Below are 14,458 nucleotides of genomic sequence, written 5' to 3'. Positions count from 1 at the left end.
GCTAAAACATTTGAGGGAGTGGTTTTGCCGCTCCCTTTTTTATTTGAGAAGGTCTTGGGTCAAGGCAAGCAATCTGGCCATGCGCGCATCATGTTTCTTGCCGCTCACCAAGCCACCCGTGGGTGCCGTAAACACAAATACTTGCTCAACTTCTGGTACGACAACAATCGCTTGCCCACCATAGCCTTCCGCAAATTGCGCATCGTATCCCGCTAGATTTGTCAGCCACCAACCATAACTGTAATCGATGCCCGTACGCCCTGTGTCACTGCGCTGGGGTTGCCTTGATTGAGTGACCCAGCTTTTAGGGATGATATCTTTGCCGTTAAAGCGGCCGTCATTCAAATAGACCTCGCCAAACCGAAGCATATCTTTGGGATGCAGGCGCATTTCACTACCGGTAAAGACATCACCGTCGCTGTTCTTGATCCATCCATCTAACTGGATCTCCATCGCGTCGAGCACGTCGTTTTGCAAAAGTGTCGCGACATCGCTGCCACGGCGCTCGGCCAGTGCAAGGCCAGCAAGATGGTATTGAAGCGTGTTATAGTTGAACCGCGCACCAGAGCGCGCCTCGCTGGGCAGTTGCAGCGCGCGGCACCCCCAATTTGGGGCAGCGTAAATATCGCTCGAGACATTTTCGGTGAACGTGAAGCCCGCAGTCATGTTCAACAAAGTATCAAAGTTGAGCGGTTGTAGTGCGTCAGGCACAGCACACCCCGCAAACGAAGCAATGAGCGCATTTAGATCTAGCGTTGTGTCAACGCCAACGAGCGCGGAAAACAAAGCTTTTGAAACGGATTTAACGTTCACAGCGTTCGTTCTCGCGGCATCAGTTGCATACCATTCCGATACGCTTTGATCAGGATGCAGCCAAAGAAAGGACGTAAAGCCAGCCTCTTTTAATGAGCGTTCTACCGAGCTGTTTGCAAGAGCTTTGGTTTGATAGTGGGGGACGCGAAGGTCGTTGCGTTTTACACGCTCGATCGTCGTTTCATATGCGATAACGTCGACCATTCGTGCGCAAGCGCCAAGGCCAGACAAGGCCAACCAAAGAAATAGTAAAGCGTACCGCATGGGCAAAGTTTAGACAGATCGAGTTGTTTGGCAAAGTTGATCAGGGCTTTGAGACGCAATTTAAACCAATTGACGCGAATTTCTCAACGTAAAGCTCAAAACTACGTTTGGGAATGCTTGCGTTTGCGGCGTTGCATACTCATCTTAGCTCAGTGCGCATTAAGTTGCGCGTTAGGGACATTGGTTCAGGGGAGGAGTAACCATGGGATTTGCATCCATTGCAGACAAGAAGGCTTTAGAGGCACAAATGCCATGGGCAGAACGTGACGTACCCGTCACGCTGCATCAATTGCTCAGCAAAACGGCTGGAAAATTTCCAGCTCGCCCAGCTGTAACCTACCAACTCTTCTCTGGTCCAAAAGACCCTGCCGAAACGCTAAGCTGGTCCGAGTTGCTCGACAAGACTGTGCAAACGGCCAATTTGTTGCGCAAGCTCGGCGTGGGTGAAAAAGATGTCGTTGCCTATGTTCTGCCAAACGCAAATGAAACGATATTGGCGCTTTTGGGCGGGATGGTCGCAGGGATCGTAAACCCGATTAACCCGCTACTTGAAGCAGATCAGATCGCCGCAATCTTGCGCGAAACCAACGCCAAGGTTGTTGTTACGCTTAAGGCGTTTCCTAAGACGGACGTTGCCCAGAAAACTGCTGAAGCGGTCCGTCATGCACCCAATGTTAAGACAGTTCTGGAAGTCGATCTGAACCGGTATCTGACACCGCCTAAAAGCTGGATTGTGCCGCTGGTTCGTCCAAAGAACCCTGTCTCGCACCACGCCAAAGTCATGAGCTTTGTGAAAGAAGTTGCCAAACAGAACACAACACTTGATTTCCCTGATAGCAAAGGGGACCGCGTTGCTGCGTACTTCCACACGGGTGGCACGACAGGCATGCCCAAGGTCGCGCAGCACACGTATAATGGGATGATTTATAACGGTTGGCTCGGACATGAGTTGCTCTACACGGAAAAGGACAATGTGATCTGCCCGCTGCCGCTGTTCCACGTGTTCGCGGTGCACGTTATCTTGATGTCCGCGATTTCGAGCGGCGCACATGTGGTTTTCCCAACGCCGCAAGGGTATCGGGGCGAAGGTGTGTTTGATAACTTCTGGAAGTTGATTGAACGCTGGGAGATCAGTTTTATCATCACTGTCCCAACCGCAATTTCGGCGTTGATGCAGCGTCCTGTTGATGCGGATGTGAGCACTGTGAAGAACGCTTTCTCCGGTTCCGCGCCATTACCTTTGGAGCTGTTCAAACGCTTCGAAGCGGCGACAGGTGTGCAGATTGTTGAGGGCTATGGTCTTACTGAAGCGACCTGCTTGACCTCGATCAATCCTGTGGACGGCGAAAAGAAAGTCGGCTCAATCGGGATAACCTTCCCTTACACAGACGTTAAAATCCTGAAAGACACGCCCGACGGGCCAATTGAATGTGCGCCCGAAGAAGTGGGCGAGATTTGCATTTCTAGTCCCGGTGTGATGGTCGGCGCGACCTACACGGAAGAGGACAAGAACGTTAATCTTTATCACGGTGAGTACTTGCGCACGGGCGACCTAGGTCGTTTCGACGAGGATGAGTACCTCTGGATCACAGGCCGTGCAAAGGATCTTATCATTCGTGGCGGTCACAACATTGATCCGGCTGAGATTGAAGAAGCGCTTTTGGGTCACGAGGCTGTCGCATTTGCGGGCGCGATTGGTCAGCCTGACGCACATGCAGGTGAGGTGCCTTGTGCCTTCGTTGAGCTGGTTGCTGGGGCGAAAGTCACTGAGAAAGAGTTGCTGGAGTTCTGTAAGTCGCAGGTCCATGAGCGCGCAGCGCAGCCCAAGCACATGACCATTCTGGAAGAACTGCCCAAGACGGCTGTGGGCAAGGTCTTCAAGCCTGACTTGCGTAAAGACGCGATCACACGTGTTTACAATGAGGCGCTTGAGACGGCTGGTCTGGAGGCGCGGGTAGTCTCTGTTGTGGACGACAAAAAGCGCGGGCTTGTCGCGCAGCTGTCAGCCAGTTCAGAGGATGACAGCGCCGTAACAGACGTGCTTGGCGCGTTCGTGCGCCCTTGGGAACGTGCTTAGAGCGCGTTGCGAATTTTCCGTAAAATTCGCTTTCCGACCCAAGGGTCGGGAGTTTATCTGGAAAAATGAAGCAATGCGTCAGTCTTTTGGGGCTGGCGCGCCTCCTTCAAATGCGTTTCCGTTAACGTAGTCACAGGGCTCTTCTTGCATTTGCAGGTGGAGCCCGTTTCCCGTGTAGGGGTTGGCACGTGCGAGTGCTTCGTCGATGTCGATGCCAAGCCCCGGCGTCGAAGGCGGCGTTATAAAGCCGTCTTCAACTTTGATTGCCCCTTTGATCAAAGCATCGTGGAACGGTGTTTCAATCGTTTCGGCCATCAAGATGTTAGGTATGGACGCGGCAAGGTGGATGTTCGCGGCCCATTCCACAGGCCCAGCATACAGGTGCGGCGCCATTTGCGCGTTGAAGACTTCTGCGATGGCTGCGGTTTTTTTCATTTCCCAGATGCCACCTGCACGACCCAAAGCAGGTTGCAAGATTTCTGCAGCACCCGCGCGCAAAACAGTTGCGAATTCCGACTTCGTTGTCATGCGTTCACCCGTTGCGACAGGGATGCGCACATTTCTTGCAACGCGGGCCATGTCCTCAACGTGATCGGGGGGTGTGGGTTCTTCGAACCAAAGCGGCGAGTAGGGTTCAAGCGCTTGGCCAAGTCGGATTGCACCGGCTGTATTGAATTGCCCATGCGTTCCAAAAAGCAGGTCGGCCTTGTCGCCCACGGCCTCGCGGATGGCTTTGCAAAAGGCGACAGACTGGGAAATATCGCTCATCGCAGGCATATGTCCGCCGCGCAGTGTGTAGGGACCTGCGGGGTCGAATTTGACCGCTGTATATCCGCGCGCAACGGCATCAGCCGCGCCTTCAGCGGCCAGCTCTGGTGACGTCCAGAACTCCGTCATGTCATGGTGTGGGAGGGGATAGAGGTAGGTATAGGCGCGAATGCGGTCGTTCATCTTGCCGCCGAGCAGCGCGTAAACAGGGCGCTCGCGCGCTTTGCCAAGAATGTCCCAGCATGCGATCTCAAGGCCGGAGAAGGCGCCCATCACAGTCAAATCAGGACGTTGCGTAAAGCCAGAAGAATAGGCACGGCGGAACATCAACTCGATGTTTTCAGGGTTCTCACCTTGCATATGCCGCTCGAACACATCCTCGATGACGGGGCGCATCGCCTCTGGCCCGATGGAGGAGGCATAGCATTCGCCCCAACCCGTTATCCCCGTATCGGTCGTGACTTTGACGAGGATCCAATAGCGCCCGCCCCAACCTGGAGCAGGGGGGGCGGTGACGATGATATCGAGGTCTTGCAGCTTCATTTGAACATAATCACATTGCGCTTTGCTGATCCGGATTTGGTGTCTTCAATGGCTTCGTTAATTTGATCAAGGGACCAGCGACCAGAAATCAACTCATCCAGTTTCAGCCGTCCTTGGCTATACATATCGACCATCCAAGGGATGTCGCGTTGAATCACTGCATCGCCCATTTTTGAACCGATCATGGATTGGCCAACGGCTGCGAAGTTTGCAGCCTCGTATTCGGATTTTGCCCCCGTCGCAGGCATGCCGACCATGATCACCTTGCCACCATAGGCTAAATACCGCGCGGCATCTGTGTATGCGGCGGCAGCACCTACGGTGACGATGACGGCATCAGCCCCGCGTCCCATCGCATTTTTTGCGTCGCGCCAAGGCTTGTCAGACGTCGCAAGGACGCCGTCCGTCGCCCCGAATTCGCGCGCGATGGCGAGTTTTTCTTCGCTCATATCTACTGCAATGATACGTCGTGCACCTGCGATACGCGCGCCTTGAATAGCGTTCAATCCGACACCGCCAGCGCCAATCACCACGACGTCCTGACCAGCTGTAAGTTTGGCCGCGTTCACCACTGCGCCCACGCCTGTAATCACCCCGCACGCAAGCAAGGCTGCAGCATCTTTGGGGATATCAGGTGCGATTTTGACGACTTGCCGCTGATCCACGACAACTTTTTCGGCAAATGCACCGCAGGCCATAGCTTGGTGAAGCTTGCCGCCATCGGCTGTTTTCAAGGGACCGTGATCGCCATCATAGGGTGTTTCGCACAACGTTGGTGCACCGCCTGCGCAACACACGCAGTTTCCGCAAGCACGGATCAAGGTGACGACGACGCTGTCGCCTTCGGACAACCCGGTTACACCGGCACCGAGGTTGGTGATGATCCCTGCCGCTTCATGACCGTAGACTGCTGGTAGCGAGCCACCCCAAGCGCCGCCCGCATATGAAATGTCGGAATGACAGATCGCGCAAGCGTCGAGGGTGACCTCGATCTCGCCCATTTCGGGTGCGCGCAGTTGGACGTCGTCGACGCTAAGGGGTTTTCCAAATTCGTGGCAAACGGCGGCTTTGATAGTGGTCATGTTTCTCTCCCAAACTTGCGCTCAACGTTTGACCAAGACTGGCAGACCCACAAGTCTGTTTCCGACATTCAGCTCAATTTATGACGTCACGGAAGCGCGACGACGCATTTGGAAAATCACCACAGAGATCACCATCAACACGCCCGCAATGATAAACGGCGCACCGGGCAGATAGATCGGCGTCTCTGGTCCGGTGAAATAGGCGAAGCTGCGTGTCATCACGAGCGGCGCGATAATCGCGGCGAGTGAATTGACGGAGGTTAGCACACCTTGCAACTCTCCTTGTGCATCATCGCTCACGCGTCGTGACATGATCCCTTGCAGTGCTGGCATCCCGATCGCGCCAAGCGCGGCGAAGGGGATACACCACAGTAAAACGTTGCCCGAATAGATTGCGGCAATCAAAAACAGCGCAACCGCTTCAAGGATCAGGCCGATAATGACGGTTCTGCGGTGTCCAAACCGTTTGATCGAGGGTCTGACGAGCAAGCCCTGAACCAATGCGAAGGATATGCCGAAAATCGCCAGTGAAAGGCCGATGATACCGGGTGACCAACCGAAGCGTTCCGCTGTGAAAAAGGACCAAACCGCCGGATACACGACGCTGGACACTTGGTAGAAGAAGTAAACTAAGAGCAATGCGCCAAGTCCCGGAAAACTGCCGATAGATTTGAACGCGCCGAAAGGGTTTGCGCGTTTCCATTTGAAAGGACGTCGCGTTGCGTCTGTCACGCTTTCTTTCAGAACGAACCAACCGAAGGTGGCGTTGGTCAGGGCGAGAACGGCAGCTGCCCAAAACGGCGCACGGGTGCCAAATTCAGCCAGGAGCCCGCCAATCACAGGGCCAAGGACGAAGCCAATGCCAAACCCCGCTCCGATAAGGCCAAAGTTGGCGGCTTTCTGATCAGGCTCGGATACATCGGCGATGTAGGCCGCGGCGGTCGCGTGTGTGGCCGCGGTAATGCCCCCGATAAGACGCCCGATCAGTAAAAGCCAAATCGTCCCGGCAAGTGCCATCAATACATAATCGAACGCCATAATAACAAGCGAAACCACCAGAAAAGGTTTGCGCCCATATTGATCGCTGAGTGAGCCGACGATAGGCCCAAAGAGGAATTGCATGACCGCAAAAGCGGTGGCGAGAATACCGCCCCAAATCGCAGCGTCGCCTAATCCACCACCGTCCACTTCGCGCAACAGATCGGGCATGACCGGCATGATGAGGCCAATGCCCATTGCGTCGATTGCGACGGTTGCGACGACGAAAAAGATGGGTAGGCGGGACGTCATGGCAAGACCTGTCAAGTTTACTTGACACCTGAATACCCTTCTTGAGGGTGATAGCAAGCTTGGCGTTGACCTTAGCTTGGTTTAGGCGAAACCTATCAAAGTATTATAGACTTGATTGGAGACTTAGCCATGGCCGCATATGATCCAGAGCGTGAAGGCGCGAAGATGTCTTTCGCAAAGGACATGAGCTATATTGATTATTTGTCGCTGGATCCCATTCTTGGATCACAAAACCTTCAATCGAACGCGCATGATGAGATGCTTTTCATCATTCAGCACCAAACATCTGAGTTGTGGATGCGGCTGGCTTTGCATGAACTGGCAACTGCGCGTGATCATCTTGCCAAAGGTGACTTCCCGCCAGTGTTCAAAATGCTGACCAGAGTTGCCCGCATCTTTGAGCAACTTAACAACGCTTGGGATGTTCTGCGCACGATGACGCCAAGTGAGTACACACAGTTTCGGGACGACTTAGGGGCGTCTTCCGGCTTTCAGTCGCATCAGTATCGGTTGATCGAGTTTATTTTGGGCAACCGAAATCGCGCGATGATGAAGGTTCATGAGCACCGTGTCGAGCTACATCACATGCTTGGCCAAGAGATGGAGCGGCACTCGCTCTATCATGTGGCGCTCGAGCGGCTCGCGCAGGAATTGGGCGTGACGTTCTCGCCAGACGCCTTTTGTCTCGATCAACCTCACAAAGCGCAGGCAGAGGTTATGGATGCGTGGACAGTCGTTTATAAAGATCCTCGCGCGCATTGGTCGCTCTATGAGCTTGCGGAAAAGCTTGTCGATCTCGAGGATTATTTCCGTCGTTGGCGGTTCAACCATGTCACGACTGTTGAGCGGATTATCGGCTTCAAGCGCGGCACAGGGGGCACATCCGGCGTGAAATACTTGCGCCGCATGCTTGAGGTCGAGCTGTTTCCAGAATTGTGGAACATGCGCGGACAGCTCTAGCGTGCCATAGGCATATCCGGAAAACGACAAAGCCCCACCGCAGGGGCAGGGCTTTGTTCGTATCTACATAAAGCGGGTTTAAACCGCTTTCTTAAGCGCCGCGCCCAGATCGGTTTTCTCCCACGAGAAACCGCCATCCGCCTCTGGCTCACGGCCGAAGTGACCATAGGCTGCGGTGCGTTCATAGATTGGGCGGTTCATGCCAAGATGCTCACGGATACCGCGTGGGGTAAGGTCCATGCACTGATCAATCGCGCGCTCAATCGCGGCGTCTGCCACTTGGCCTGTGCCGAACGTGTCGCAATAAATCGACAGCGGCTTGGACACGCCAATCGCATAAGACAGCTGGATCGTGCAGCGTTCGGCCATGCCCGCGGCAACCACGTTCTTCGCGAGGTAGCGCGCAACATAGGCTGCGGAACGGTCGACTTTGGTTGGATCTTTACCAGAAAACGCACCGCCACCGTGAGGGGCCGCGCCGCCATATGTGTCCACGATAATCTTGCGACCTGTCAAACCAGCGTCGCCATCAGGTCCGCCAATAACAAACTTTCCTGTTGGGTTTACATGCCACGCGGTTGCGTCGCTGACCCATCCATTTGGAAGAACCTCAAGGATATAAGGTTCAACAACCGCGCGGACATCAGCAGACGTCATGTTTTCATCAAGGTGCTGTGTGGATAGAACGATAGAGGAAACGCCAACTGGCTTGCCGTTTTTGTATACCACAGACAGCTGGCTTTTCGCATCAGGGCCAAGCGTAGGCTCTGTGCCATTCTTACGCACTTCAGCGAGGCGACGCAAAATTGCGTGGCTGTATTGAATGGGGGCCGGCATAAGCGCGTCGGTTTCATTGGTCGCGTAACCGAACATAATGCCCTGATCGCCAGCGCCTTCTTCTTTGTCAGCGCTACTGTCGACGCCTTGTGCGATGTGCGCAGATTGTTCGTGCAAGAGGTTGGTGATCTTGACGGTTTCGTGGTGAAACTTTTCCTGCTCGTAGCCAATATCTTTGATGCAAGCGCGCGCGATACTGTCGATTTTGCCCATGTATTCTTTGAGTTTGGATTGATCAGCAAGGCCAACTTCGCCACCAATAACAACCCGGTTGGTTGTGGCGAATGTTTCCGCGGCAACGCGCGCTTCGGGCTCTTCGCTGAGGAAAGCATCAAGAACTGCGTCAGAGATGCGGTCGCACACTTTATCTGGATGCCCCTCAGAAACGGATTCCGAGGTGAAGGTGTAATTTTGACGTGACATGTATAGTGCTCCAGTAGGGTTCGTCCGTCACGTCAGGAAGCCGTTGTGACGGTCATATAATGGGCAAGGCCCGTGTGTGTCTTAGTCACTCTTTCACGGAACGGTAAGGCAAAAGTGTGGCACAAAGCAGAAAGAGTAAGGCTAATAATGCGAGATTGTCTCCAAATCTTGCATAAAGCGTGCGCTCTAGTTTCGGGGGTAGCGCGGTATCTATGTACCCGTCCGTTCCAAGTAGCAAGCTTTGTAAGATGCGCCCATGCGCATCAATCGATGCACTAATCCCAGTGTTCGCACTACGCACTAAGGGCAAACCCTGCTCAATCGCGCGAAATCGCGCTTGCACAAGGTGCTGTTGCGGGCCGGACCATGTGCCAAACCATGCATCATTGGTGACATGCAAAAGGAAACGGGGTCGCCCCTCAGAACTGTTCATTTGATGGGGAAATACGGCTTCATAACAGATGAGTGCGAGGGCTTTTCCCAACGAACCAAGGTCTATCAGTTCTGGACCCATGCCCGCAGTAAAGCCACCAAATGTTTCCGTTAAAGTACTCATTCCTAGGCGACTTAACAGAGCTTCCAGCGGAAGATACTCACCAAAAGGGACAAGATGATGTTTGTCGTAGATGTGCTGAATGTCACCAGACCCGTCGAGATGTACAAGGCTGTTATAAGCACGCAGCCCTTCGTGACGCTGCGCGCCAAATAGTACGGGTGTGTCATGCGCCGCCGTTGAAATCGCACTCAACATACGCTCAGCGTTGTTCAGCCACGTAGGTAGCGATGTTTCGGGCCATATAATCAGGTCAGGGTTGGGAACAGCTTTGCTGGCGTCGATAAGACGCGTGAAAAAGATGGGCGCGAAGGCTGGGTCCCACTTTTGATGCTGTGGCGCGTTGGGCTGGATTAGACGAATGGTTGGAGCATCTTGAGCGATTTCGGGCGCGCTCGAGAGACGTGCTAAGCCGAGAGATGCGAGGAGGGCGAAACCAAAACCTGCAAGGGCGGTTCCTTTGCGGGTGCACCACAGAACAGGCAAAGCGGCGAGCGTTAAAGTCAACGCGCCGAGGCCGTGAGGCCCGACCCAAGCTGCGATTTGTGCGATGGGCGTGTCGATCCAAGCATAGGCGTTAAGTCCCCAAGGAAAGCCCGTGAACATCGTACTACGCGCATATTCTGCAAGCGGCCAAAGTGCGAGAATCGTGGCAGGTTTACCAAAGCGCGCCGCGAGCCAGAAAGGCGCGGCCCAAAACAGCGCAAGCCCACCCGCCATACCAATCAAAGCGAAGGGGGCCATCCAACCTGTCAGGGCAATATCAACCAAGAAGGGTTCAACGATCCAAAGTAAAGACACGGCGAAATAGCTCGCGCCAATGCTCCAGCCGGTCCATCCGGCGCGGCGTGGGCAGTCAGATGATTTGAGTAACCAAACAGACAGCACAAAGCCAGCAACCACAAAAGGCCAAAGGCCCAAAGGCGCTTGAGCGGCAGCAAAACAAAGCCCTGCAAGGATGCAAAGCACAAAGTGTTGCCGCTTCGGGGTCATCGATTACTCTGCAGGTGGTGGCGCAAGACGCACGCGCAGGCGCTTGATACGGCGCGGATCTGCATCGATGACTTCGAATTCGTAGCCCGCTGGATGGCGCACCACCTCACCGCGCGCGGGAACATGGCCTGCAAGCATAAAGACAAGCCCGCCCAGCGTTTCGATTTCTTCGGCATCGATTTCATCGTCTTCGGTTAGATGAATGCCAATTGCGTCTTCAAACTCATCAAGGGGTGTTTTGGCTTGCGCCAAATACTGCCCAGACTTTTCAAGAGTCCAAAGATCGGCTTCCTCTGTGTCGTGTTCATCCTCGATTTCACCGATGACTTGTTCGATCAAATCTTCGATTGTGACTAATCCATCGACACCACCGTATTCATCAATAACAAGTGCCATGTGCCGACGTTCTGTTTGCATCTTGGTGAGCAAAATACCGATTGGCATGGAGGGTGGCACAAAAAGAAGCGGGCGCAGCATAGCGGTGAGATCGAAAGCTGTTGTCGAGCTGTTAAAGCCATGAAGCAGTGCGAAGTCCTTCAAATGCGCAAAGCCGAGTGGCGTGTCCAGCGTGCCGTCATAGACGGGCAAGCGGGTCAGTCCACTTTCGCGAAAAACCGCGAGTAGCTCATCTTTGCTTGCGGTATTGGCGACAGATGTGATGTCCGCTTTTGGGATGGCCACATCTTCGATGCGCATACGACGCAGATTGATCATCCCGTGTGGTTGCGTGCGTGCTGGCACGGGGGCAGCGGCCTGTTCAGGGGTGCCGTCTTGGGACGGGCTTAGCGCGGATATCACGCGTGAGAAAAAGCCGTTTTCGGTCTGAGCCGAGATCTGCTCATTTGGTGTGGTTTGCTCGTGTTCAAGCTGCGCGCTTTGCGCTGCGATAGAGGAGCCGTCTTTGTCGCCCATGGCGCGCTGTATTCCTTATAAGTGGCAACGTCTTTTGCGCTGCAATGCGTTAATATGGGGTATCTATGCCTAAGGTGCCAAGTATCAACACCTCTGTTTCTTCCATCAAAGTGGCATCGAGGTCACGAATATGATCGTAACCAAGCAAATGTAGGACCCCATGGATGACTAAATGGGTCACATGATCGCTCATGGCCTTACCTGCGTCGCGCGATTCCCGCTCGCAGGTGTCATAGCTTATGGCTATATCTCCGAGTTCCGCATCCATCGGGAGAGCGGGTGTGTGAGGGACCCCGCCGTCTTCGTCACTTGCGCGTTCCTGCGACGGCCATGACAACACATTGGTCGGGGTGGGCTTGTCCCTGAACTGTGTATTGAGATCGGCAATGCGGGCGTCGTCGCAAGCAAGGATAGCAATTTCAAAAGCATTAGTGTCGAGACAGAGATGCGCGAGTGTTCGCTGCGCAGCAGTTTCAGCAAGTGCCGAAAAATCTATGCTTTGCCAGCGGGCGTCTTCGATAATGGTGTCTATCAGCATGTGTTCATGGCTGGGGGCCAGCCCCCAGACCCCCGGAGTTTATTTGGAAAAATGAAGACATTTAGCTTTTCTTGCGAGCAAGCATTGCTTCGTGATCAGCTTCATAGGCTTCGATAATTGCGGCGACCAGCGGATGGCGCACGACATCTTTGGAGGTGAAGTAGTTAAAACTGATAGAAGGGATGCTGTTAAGCAAACGTTCCGCATCTGCCAATCCCGAGGGCACGCCACGGGGAAGGTCGATTTGAGTGCGATCGCCGGTGATGACCATGCGAGAGCCTTCGCCAAGGCGGGTCAAAAACATTTTCATCTGCATCGTTGTGGCGTTTTGCGCTTCATCAAGGACGACGAACGCGTTGGAGAGCGTGCGACCCCGCATGAAAGCGAGTGGTGCAATCTCGATGCGTTTGTCTTCTAGTAATTTAGTTAGCTGTTTGGCAGGCAAAAAGTCGTTCAAAGCATCATAGAGGGGCTGCATGTAGGGGTCGACTTTGTCCTTCATGTCACCTGGCAAATAGCCCAGTTTCTCACCTGCTTCTACTGCAGGGCGAGAAAGGATGATCTTGTCCACATGCCCACCAATGAACATTGAGACCCCAACTGCAACGGCGATGTATGTTTTGCCTGTCCCTGCGGGGCCGATGCCAAACGCAAGCTCATTGTCAAACAGTGCTTTTGTGTAGGCTTTTTGAGCATCTGTTCGCGGTTCGACAAGTTTTTTGCGCGTTTTGATCTCGACCACGTCATTCACGGCGGGCGACTGCGGGCTTTCGTCAGCGGATGGCGCGCGTGGGGCAAGACCCATGCGCAATTCACGATCGATATCTGCGGGCTCTACGCTTTTTCCTGCTTCAAGGCGCGCATAGAGCGTGCCGAGAACTTCGATTGCGGCTGCGCGCGCATCGGCTTGGCCCATGATGACCAAGCGATTGCCGCGCCGAATGATTTGTACGTCTGATCCTGTTTCGACCTGAGCAAGATTTTTGTCATATTCACCGCATAAATCGATCAGCAGACGATTATCTGGGAAATCCAACATGGCTTCTGCCGCGGTCGGAAGGTCTGGAGATAGATCAACAGTGCTCACTCATTAGGTTCCTTATTCGTTATCATGCAACAGTTAGGTCGATGCGCGACGAAAAAAACCGCAGGTGTGAAACCTGCGGCTTAATTTTTAGCTTTTGATGTCGTCGTGATCAAAGATCACTTCGCGAACAAGTCTGTCGCACCACCGCGCCATGGGCCGGTTGCAACATTCGCAGGCGCTGCACCGGAGCAGACCGGCTTGCCGTACTTGTCGAGACGTGCGGAGAGGTATCCCTCGAAGCCGTCGTCGATGATCCAGTTGTCACAACCATTTGGGTCGACCCAGATACCAGCAATCAATGTGCTGAGATCCTTCTTGTCTGTACCAAAGTCAGTGCCTTTGTCTGGGCTTCGACCGCCGCCTTCACAGGCTGCGAGACCAGCAACAGCGACAAGCGCGAGAGAGAGTTTTGCAAATTTCATGTGTCTATCCCTCAGCGAATGCAGATGATTTCAACGCGGCGGTTCTTGGACATGCCGACGCTTGATTTGTTTGATGCGATTGGCATGCGCTCACCGTAGCCACGTACGTCAACGACACGTGCGCCAACACTGCTTGCAATGCTCGCGATTGTTGCTGCGCGGTTGTAAGACAGACGCATGTTATAATCGTCGGATGCGCGGCTATCTGTGTGCCCTGCAATTACGAAGGCTGATGCGCTTGCGCTTCTGAAAAAGTTCGCAACGCTGTCACGGCCAGAGCGGCTGATGCTGTGGCTGTTGGTTGCAAAGAACTGATCAGAGTTCATCACACCACATACATTTCCACGGCGACACACTGGAATACCTTGGCGGCTGACATGAGGCGTCATGTAGCCCTTCACACCATCGTCCATCACCCAGTGCTCGCACCCATCTGGATCAACCCAGATGTTTGGAATGTAACGCTCGCCCAATACAGTGCGTGTGTTTCCTGTTGCAGCGCCTTGAATGGCAGTCGCGACGCCTTGAGTATTTCCGTATTGCTGGGTGCCGTACTGCTGGGTGCCGTACTGCTGTGCTGCGGCTGAAGAACTGAGAGCGAAGGCACTCAAACTAACAATCGCGGCGCATTTTGTAACGGTACCAAGTGCTTTGGAAAGTAAATTTACCACAGCTTTCGTCCTTCGTCCTAAATCCCCCCAGAGCGCCACCAAATAAGCGGTGTTGTCACTCTGCATCCCACTAGATGTTGCCATCATAACAAATCCTAGCACCGTGTGAAGCTTAATGTGCCGAGAATAAGGCAGATTAGCGCCTGAAAAGGCTTTGTTGCACAAATCGGTCTGAGGCCGATCTCCCCCTTACCCCAGACGGATTTAGCCTACAGCCACGGTACT

Annotated in this window: 13 protein-coding genes and 1 riboswitch; of the genes, 2 read left to right on the top strand and 11 right to left on the bottom strand. The window is 53.9% G+C overall.

The window, feature by feature from the left end:
* Positions 1-39: 39 nt before the first annotated feature.
* Positions 40-1,077, bottom strand: coding sequence for a serine hydrolase domain-containing protein (locus ACTG3Z_RS06875; RefSeq protein WP_439142122.1), 1,038 nt, complete (start codon positions 1,075-1,077; stop codon positions 40-42).
* Between the two features lie 202 nt (positions 1,078-1,279).
* On the opposite strand from ACTG3Z_RS06875, the gene ACTG3Z_RS06870 reads away from it, so the two are divergent.
* On the top strand, positions 1,280-3,154 hold the full coding sequence (locus tag ACTG3Z_RS06870; protein WP_439142121.1) for an acyl-CoA synthetase: 1,875 nt from the start codon (positions 1,280-1,282) through the stop codon (positions 3,152-3,154).
* A 78-nt stretch (positions 3,155-3,232) separates the two neighbouring features.
* Here the strand turns inward: ACTG3Z_RS06870 and ACTG3Z_RS06865 are convergent, their stop codons facing one another.
* The 3 genes from ACTG3Z_RS06865 to ACTG3Z_RS06855 all read right to left on the bottom strand — a co-directional run bounded on the left by ACTG3Z_RS06865 (position 3,233) and on the right by ACTG3Z_RS06855 (position 6,837).
* On the bottom strand, positions 3,233-4,465 hold the full coding sequence (locus ACTG3Z_RS06865) for a mandelate racemase/muconate lactonizing enzyme family protein (RefSeq protein WP_439142120.1): 1,233 nt from the start codon (positions 4,463-4,465) through the stop codon (positions 3,233-3,235).
* The gene (locus ACTG3Z_RS06860; RefSeq protein WP_439142119.1) at positions 4,462-5,547 is read right to left on the bottom strand and encodes a zinc-binding dehydrogenase; all 1,086 of its coding nucleotides are present in this window, start codon (positions 5,545-5,547) and stop codon (positions 4,462-4,464) included. Before ACTG3Z_RS06860 ends, ACTG3Z_RS06865 begins: the two co-directional genes overlap by 4 nt.
* 78 nt (positions 5,548-5,625) lie before the next feature.
* Positions 5,626-6,837 carry a TCR/Tet family MFS transporter gene (locus ACTG3Z_RS06855; RefSeq protein ID WP_439142118.1) on the bottom strand — a complete coding sequence of 404 codons (1,212 nt, stop codon included), beginning with the start codon at positions 6,835-6,837 and terminating at the stop codon, positions 5,626-5,628.
* Between the two features lie 129 nt (positions 6,838-6,966).
* Here ACTG3Z_RS06855 and ACTG3Z_RS06850 point away from each other — a divergent pair, with 129 nt between their 5' ends.
* Positions 6,967-7,797, top strand: a complete 831-nt coding sequence (locus ACTG3Z_RS06850) for a tryptophan 2,3-dioxygenase (protein WP_439142116.1) — start codon at positions 6,967-6,969, stop codon at positions 7,795-7,797.
* Positions 7,798-7,875: 78 nt separating this feature from the next.
* Here ACTG3Z_RS06850 and metK read toward each other — a convergent pair whose 3' ends face one another.
* The 7 genes from metK to ACTG3Z_RS06815 all read right to left on the bottom strand — a co-directional run bounded on the left by metK (position 7,876) and on the right by ACTG3Z_RS06815 (position 14,233).
* On the bottom strand, positions 7,876-9,057 hold the full coding sequence (gene metK / locus ACTG3Z_RS06845) for a methionine adenosyltransferase (RefSeq protein ID WP_439142114.1): 1,182 nt from the start codon (positions 9,055-9,057) through the stop codon (positions 7,876-7,878).
* 6 nt (positions 9,058-9,063) lie between these two features.
* A riboswitch (SAM-SAH riboswitch) is annotated at positions 9,064-9,112 on the bottom strand.
* 30 nt (positions 9,113-9,142) lie between these two features.
* Entirely contained in the window at positions 9,143-10,603 is a 1,461-nt protein-coding gene (lnt, locus tag ACTG3Z_RS06840; RefSeq protein WP_439142113.1) for an apolipoprotein N-acyltransferase, read from the bottom strand.
* A 3-nt stretch (positions 10,604-10,606) separates the two neighbouring features.
* Positions 10,607-11,515, bottom strand: a complete 909-nt coding sequence (locus ACTG3Z_RS06835) for a hemolysin family protein (protein ID WP_439142112.1) — start codon at positions 11,513-11,515, stop codon at positions 10,607-10,609.
* Between the two features lie 49 nt (positions 11,516-11,564).
* Positions 11,565-12,053: an rRNA maturation RNase YbeY gene (ybeY, locus tag ACTG3Z_RS06830; RefSeq protein WP_439142111.1), complete on the bottom strand. Its 489-nt coding sequence runs from the start codon at positions 12,051-12,053 to the stop codon at positions 11,565-11,567.
* A 61-nt stretch (positions 12,054-12,114) separates the two neighbouring features.
* Positions 12,115-13,092 (bottom strand): PhoH family protein, encoded by a 978-nt coding sequence (locus ACTG3Z_RS06825; protein ID WP_375265242.1) that lies wholly within the window; start codon positions 13,090-13,092, stop codon positions 12,115-12,117.
* Positions 13,093-13,256: 164 nt separating this feature from the next.
* Positions 13,257-13,562, bottom strand: coding sequence for a hypothetical protein (locus tag ACTG3Z_RS06820; RefSeq protein ID WP_072628969.1), 306 nt, complete (start codon positions 13,560-13,562; stop codon positions 13,257-13,259).
* Between the two features lie 11 nt (positions 13,563-13,573).
* On the bottom strand, positions 13,574-14,233 hold the full coding sequence (locus ACTG3Z_RS06815) for an OmpA family protein (protein WP_439142110.1): 660 nt from the start codon (positions 14,231-14,233) through the stop codon (positions 13,574-13,576).
* Positions 14,234-14,458: the final 225 nt, after the last annotated feature.

The sequence above is a fragment of the Planktotalea sp. genome (genome assembly GCF_965659345.1).
Lineage (GTDB): Bacteria > Pseudomonadota > Alphaproteobacteria > Rhodobacterales > Rhodobacteraceae > Planktotalea.
Note: the sequence above shows the minus strand (reverse complement) of the source record. Positions and strands in the feature narration are given on the sequence as shown.

Bases quoted from the DNA above. Each gene is read 5' to 3' on its own strand.
- ACTG3Z_RS06860 (WP_439142119.1), bottom strand. From the start codon at position 5,547: ATGACCACTATCAAAGCCGCCGTTTGCCACGAATTTGGAAAACCCCTT.
- ACTG3Z_RS06825 (WP_375265242.1), bottom strand. From the start codon at position 13,092: ATGTTGGATTTCCCAGATAATCGTCTGCTGATCGATTTATGCGGTGAA.
- ACTG3Z_RS06875 (WP_439142122.1), bottom strand. From the start codon at position 1,077: ATGCGGTACGCTTTACTATTTCTTTGGTTGGCCTTGTCTGGCCTTGGC.
- ybeY (WP_439142111.1), bottom strand. From the start codon at position 12,053: ATGCTGATAGACACCATTATCGAAGACGCCCGCTGGCAAAGCATAGAT.
- lnt (WP_439142113.1), bottom strand. From the start codon at position 10,603: ATGACCCCGAAGCGGCAACACTTTGTGCTTTGCATCCTTGCAGGGCTT.
- ACTG3Z_RS06870 (WP_439142121.1), top strand. From the start codon at position 1,280: ATGGGATTTGCATCCATTGCAGACAAGAAGGCTTTAGAGGCACAAATG.
- metK (WP_439142114.1), bottom strand. From the start codon at position 9,057: ATGTCACGTCAAAATTACACCTTCACCTCGGAATCCGTTTCTGAGGGG.
- ACTG3Z_RS06835 (WP_439142112.1), bottom strand. From the start codon at position 11,515: ATGGGCGACAAAGACGGCTCCTCTATCGCAGCGCAAAGCGCGCAGCTT.
- ACTG3Z_RS06850 (WP_439142116.1), top strand. From the start codon at position 6,967: ATGGCCGCATATGATCCAGAGCGTGAAGGCGCGAAGATGTCTTTCGCA.
- ACTG3Z_RS06820 (WP_072628969.1), bottom strand. From the start codon at position 13,562: ATGAAATTTGCAAAACTCTCTCTCGCGCTTGTCGCTGTTGCTGGTCTC.
- ACTG3Z_RS06855 (WP_439142118.1), bottom strand. From the start codon at position 6,837: ATGACGTCCCGCCTACCCATCTTTTTCGTCGTCGCAACCGTCGCAATC.
- ACTG3Z_RS06865 (WP_439142120.1), bottom strand. From the start codon at position 4,465: ATGAAGCTGCAAGACCTCGATATCATCGTCACCGCCCCCCCTGCTCCA.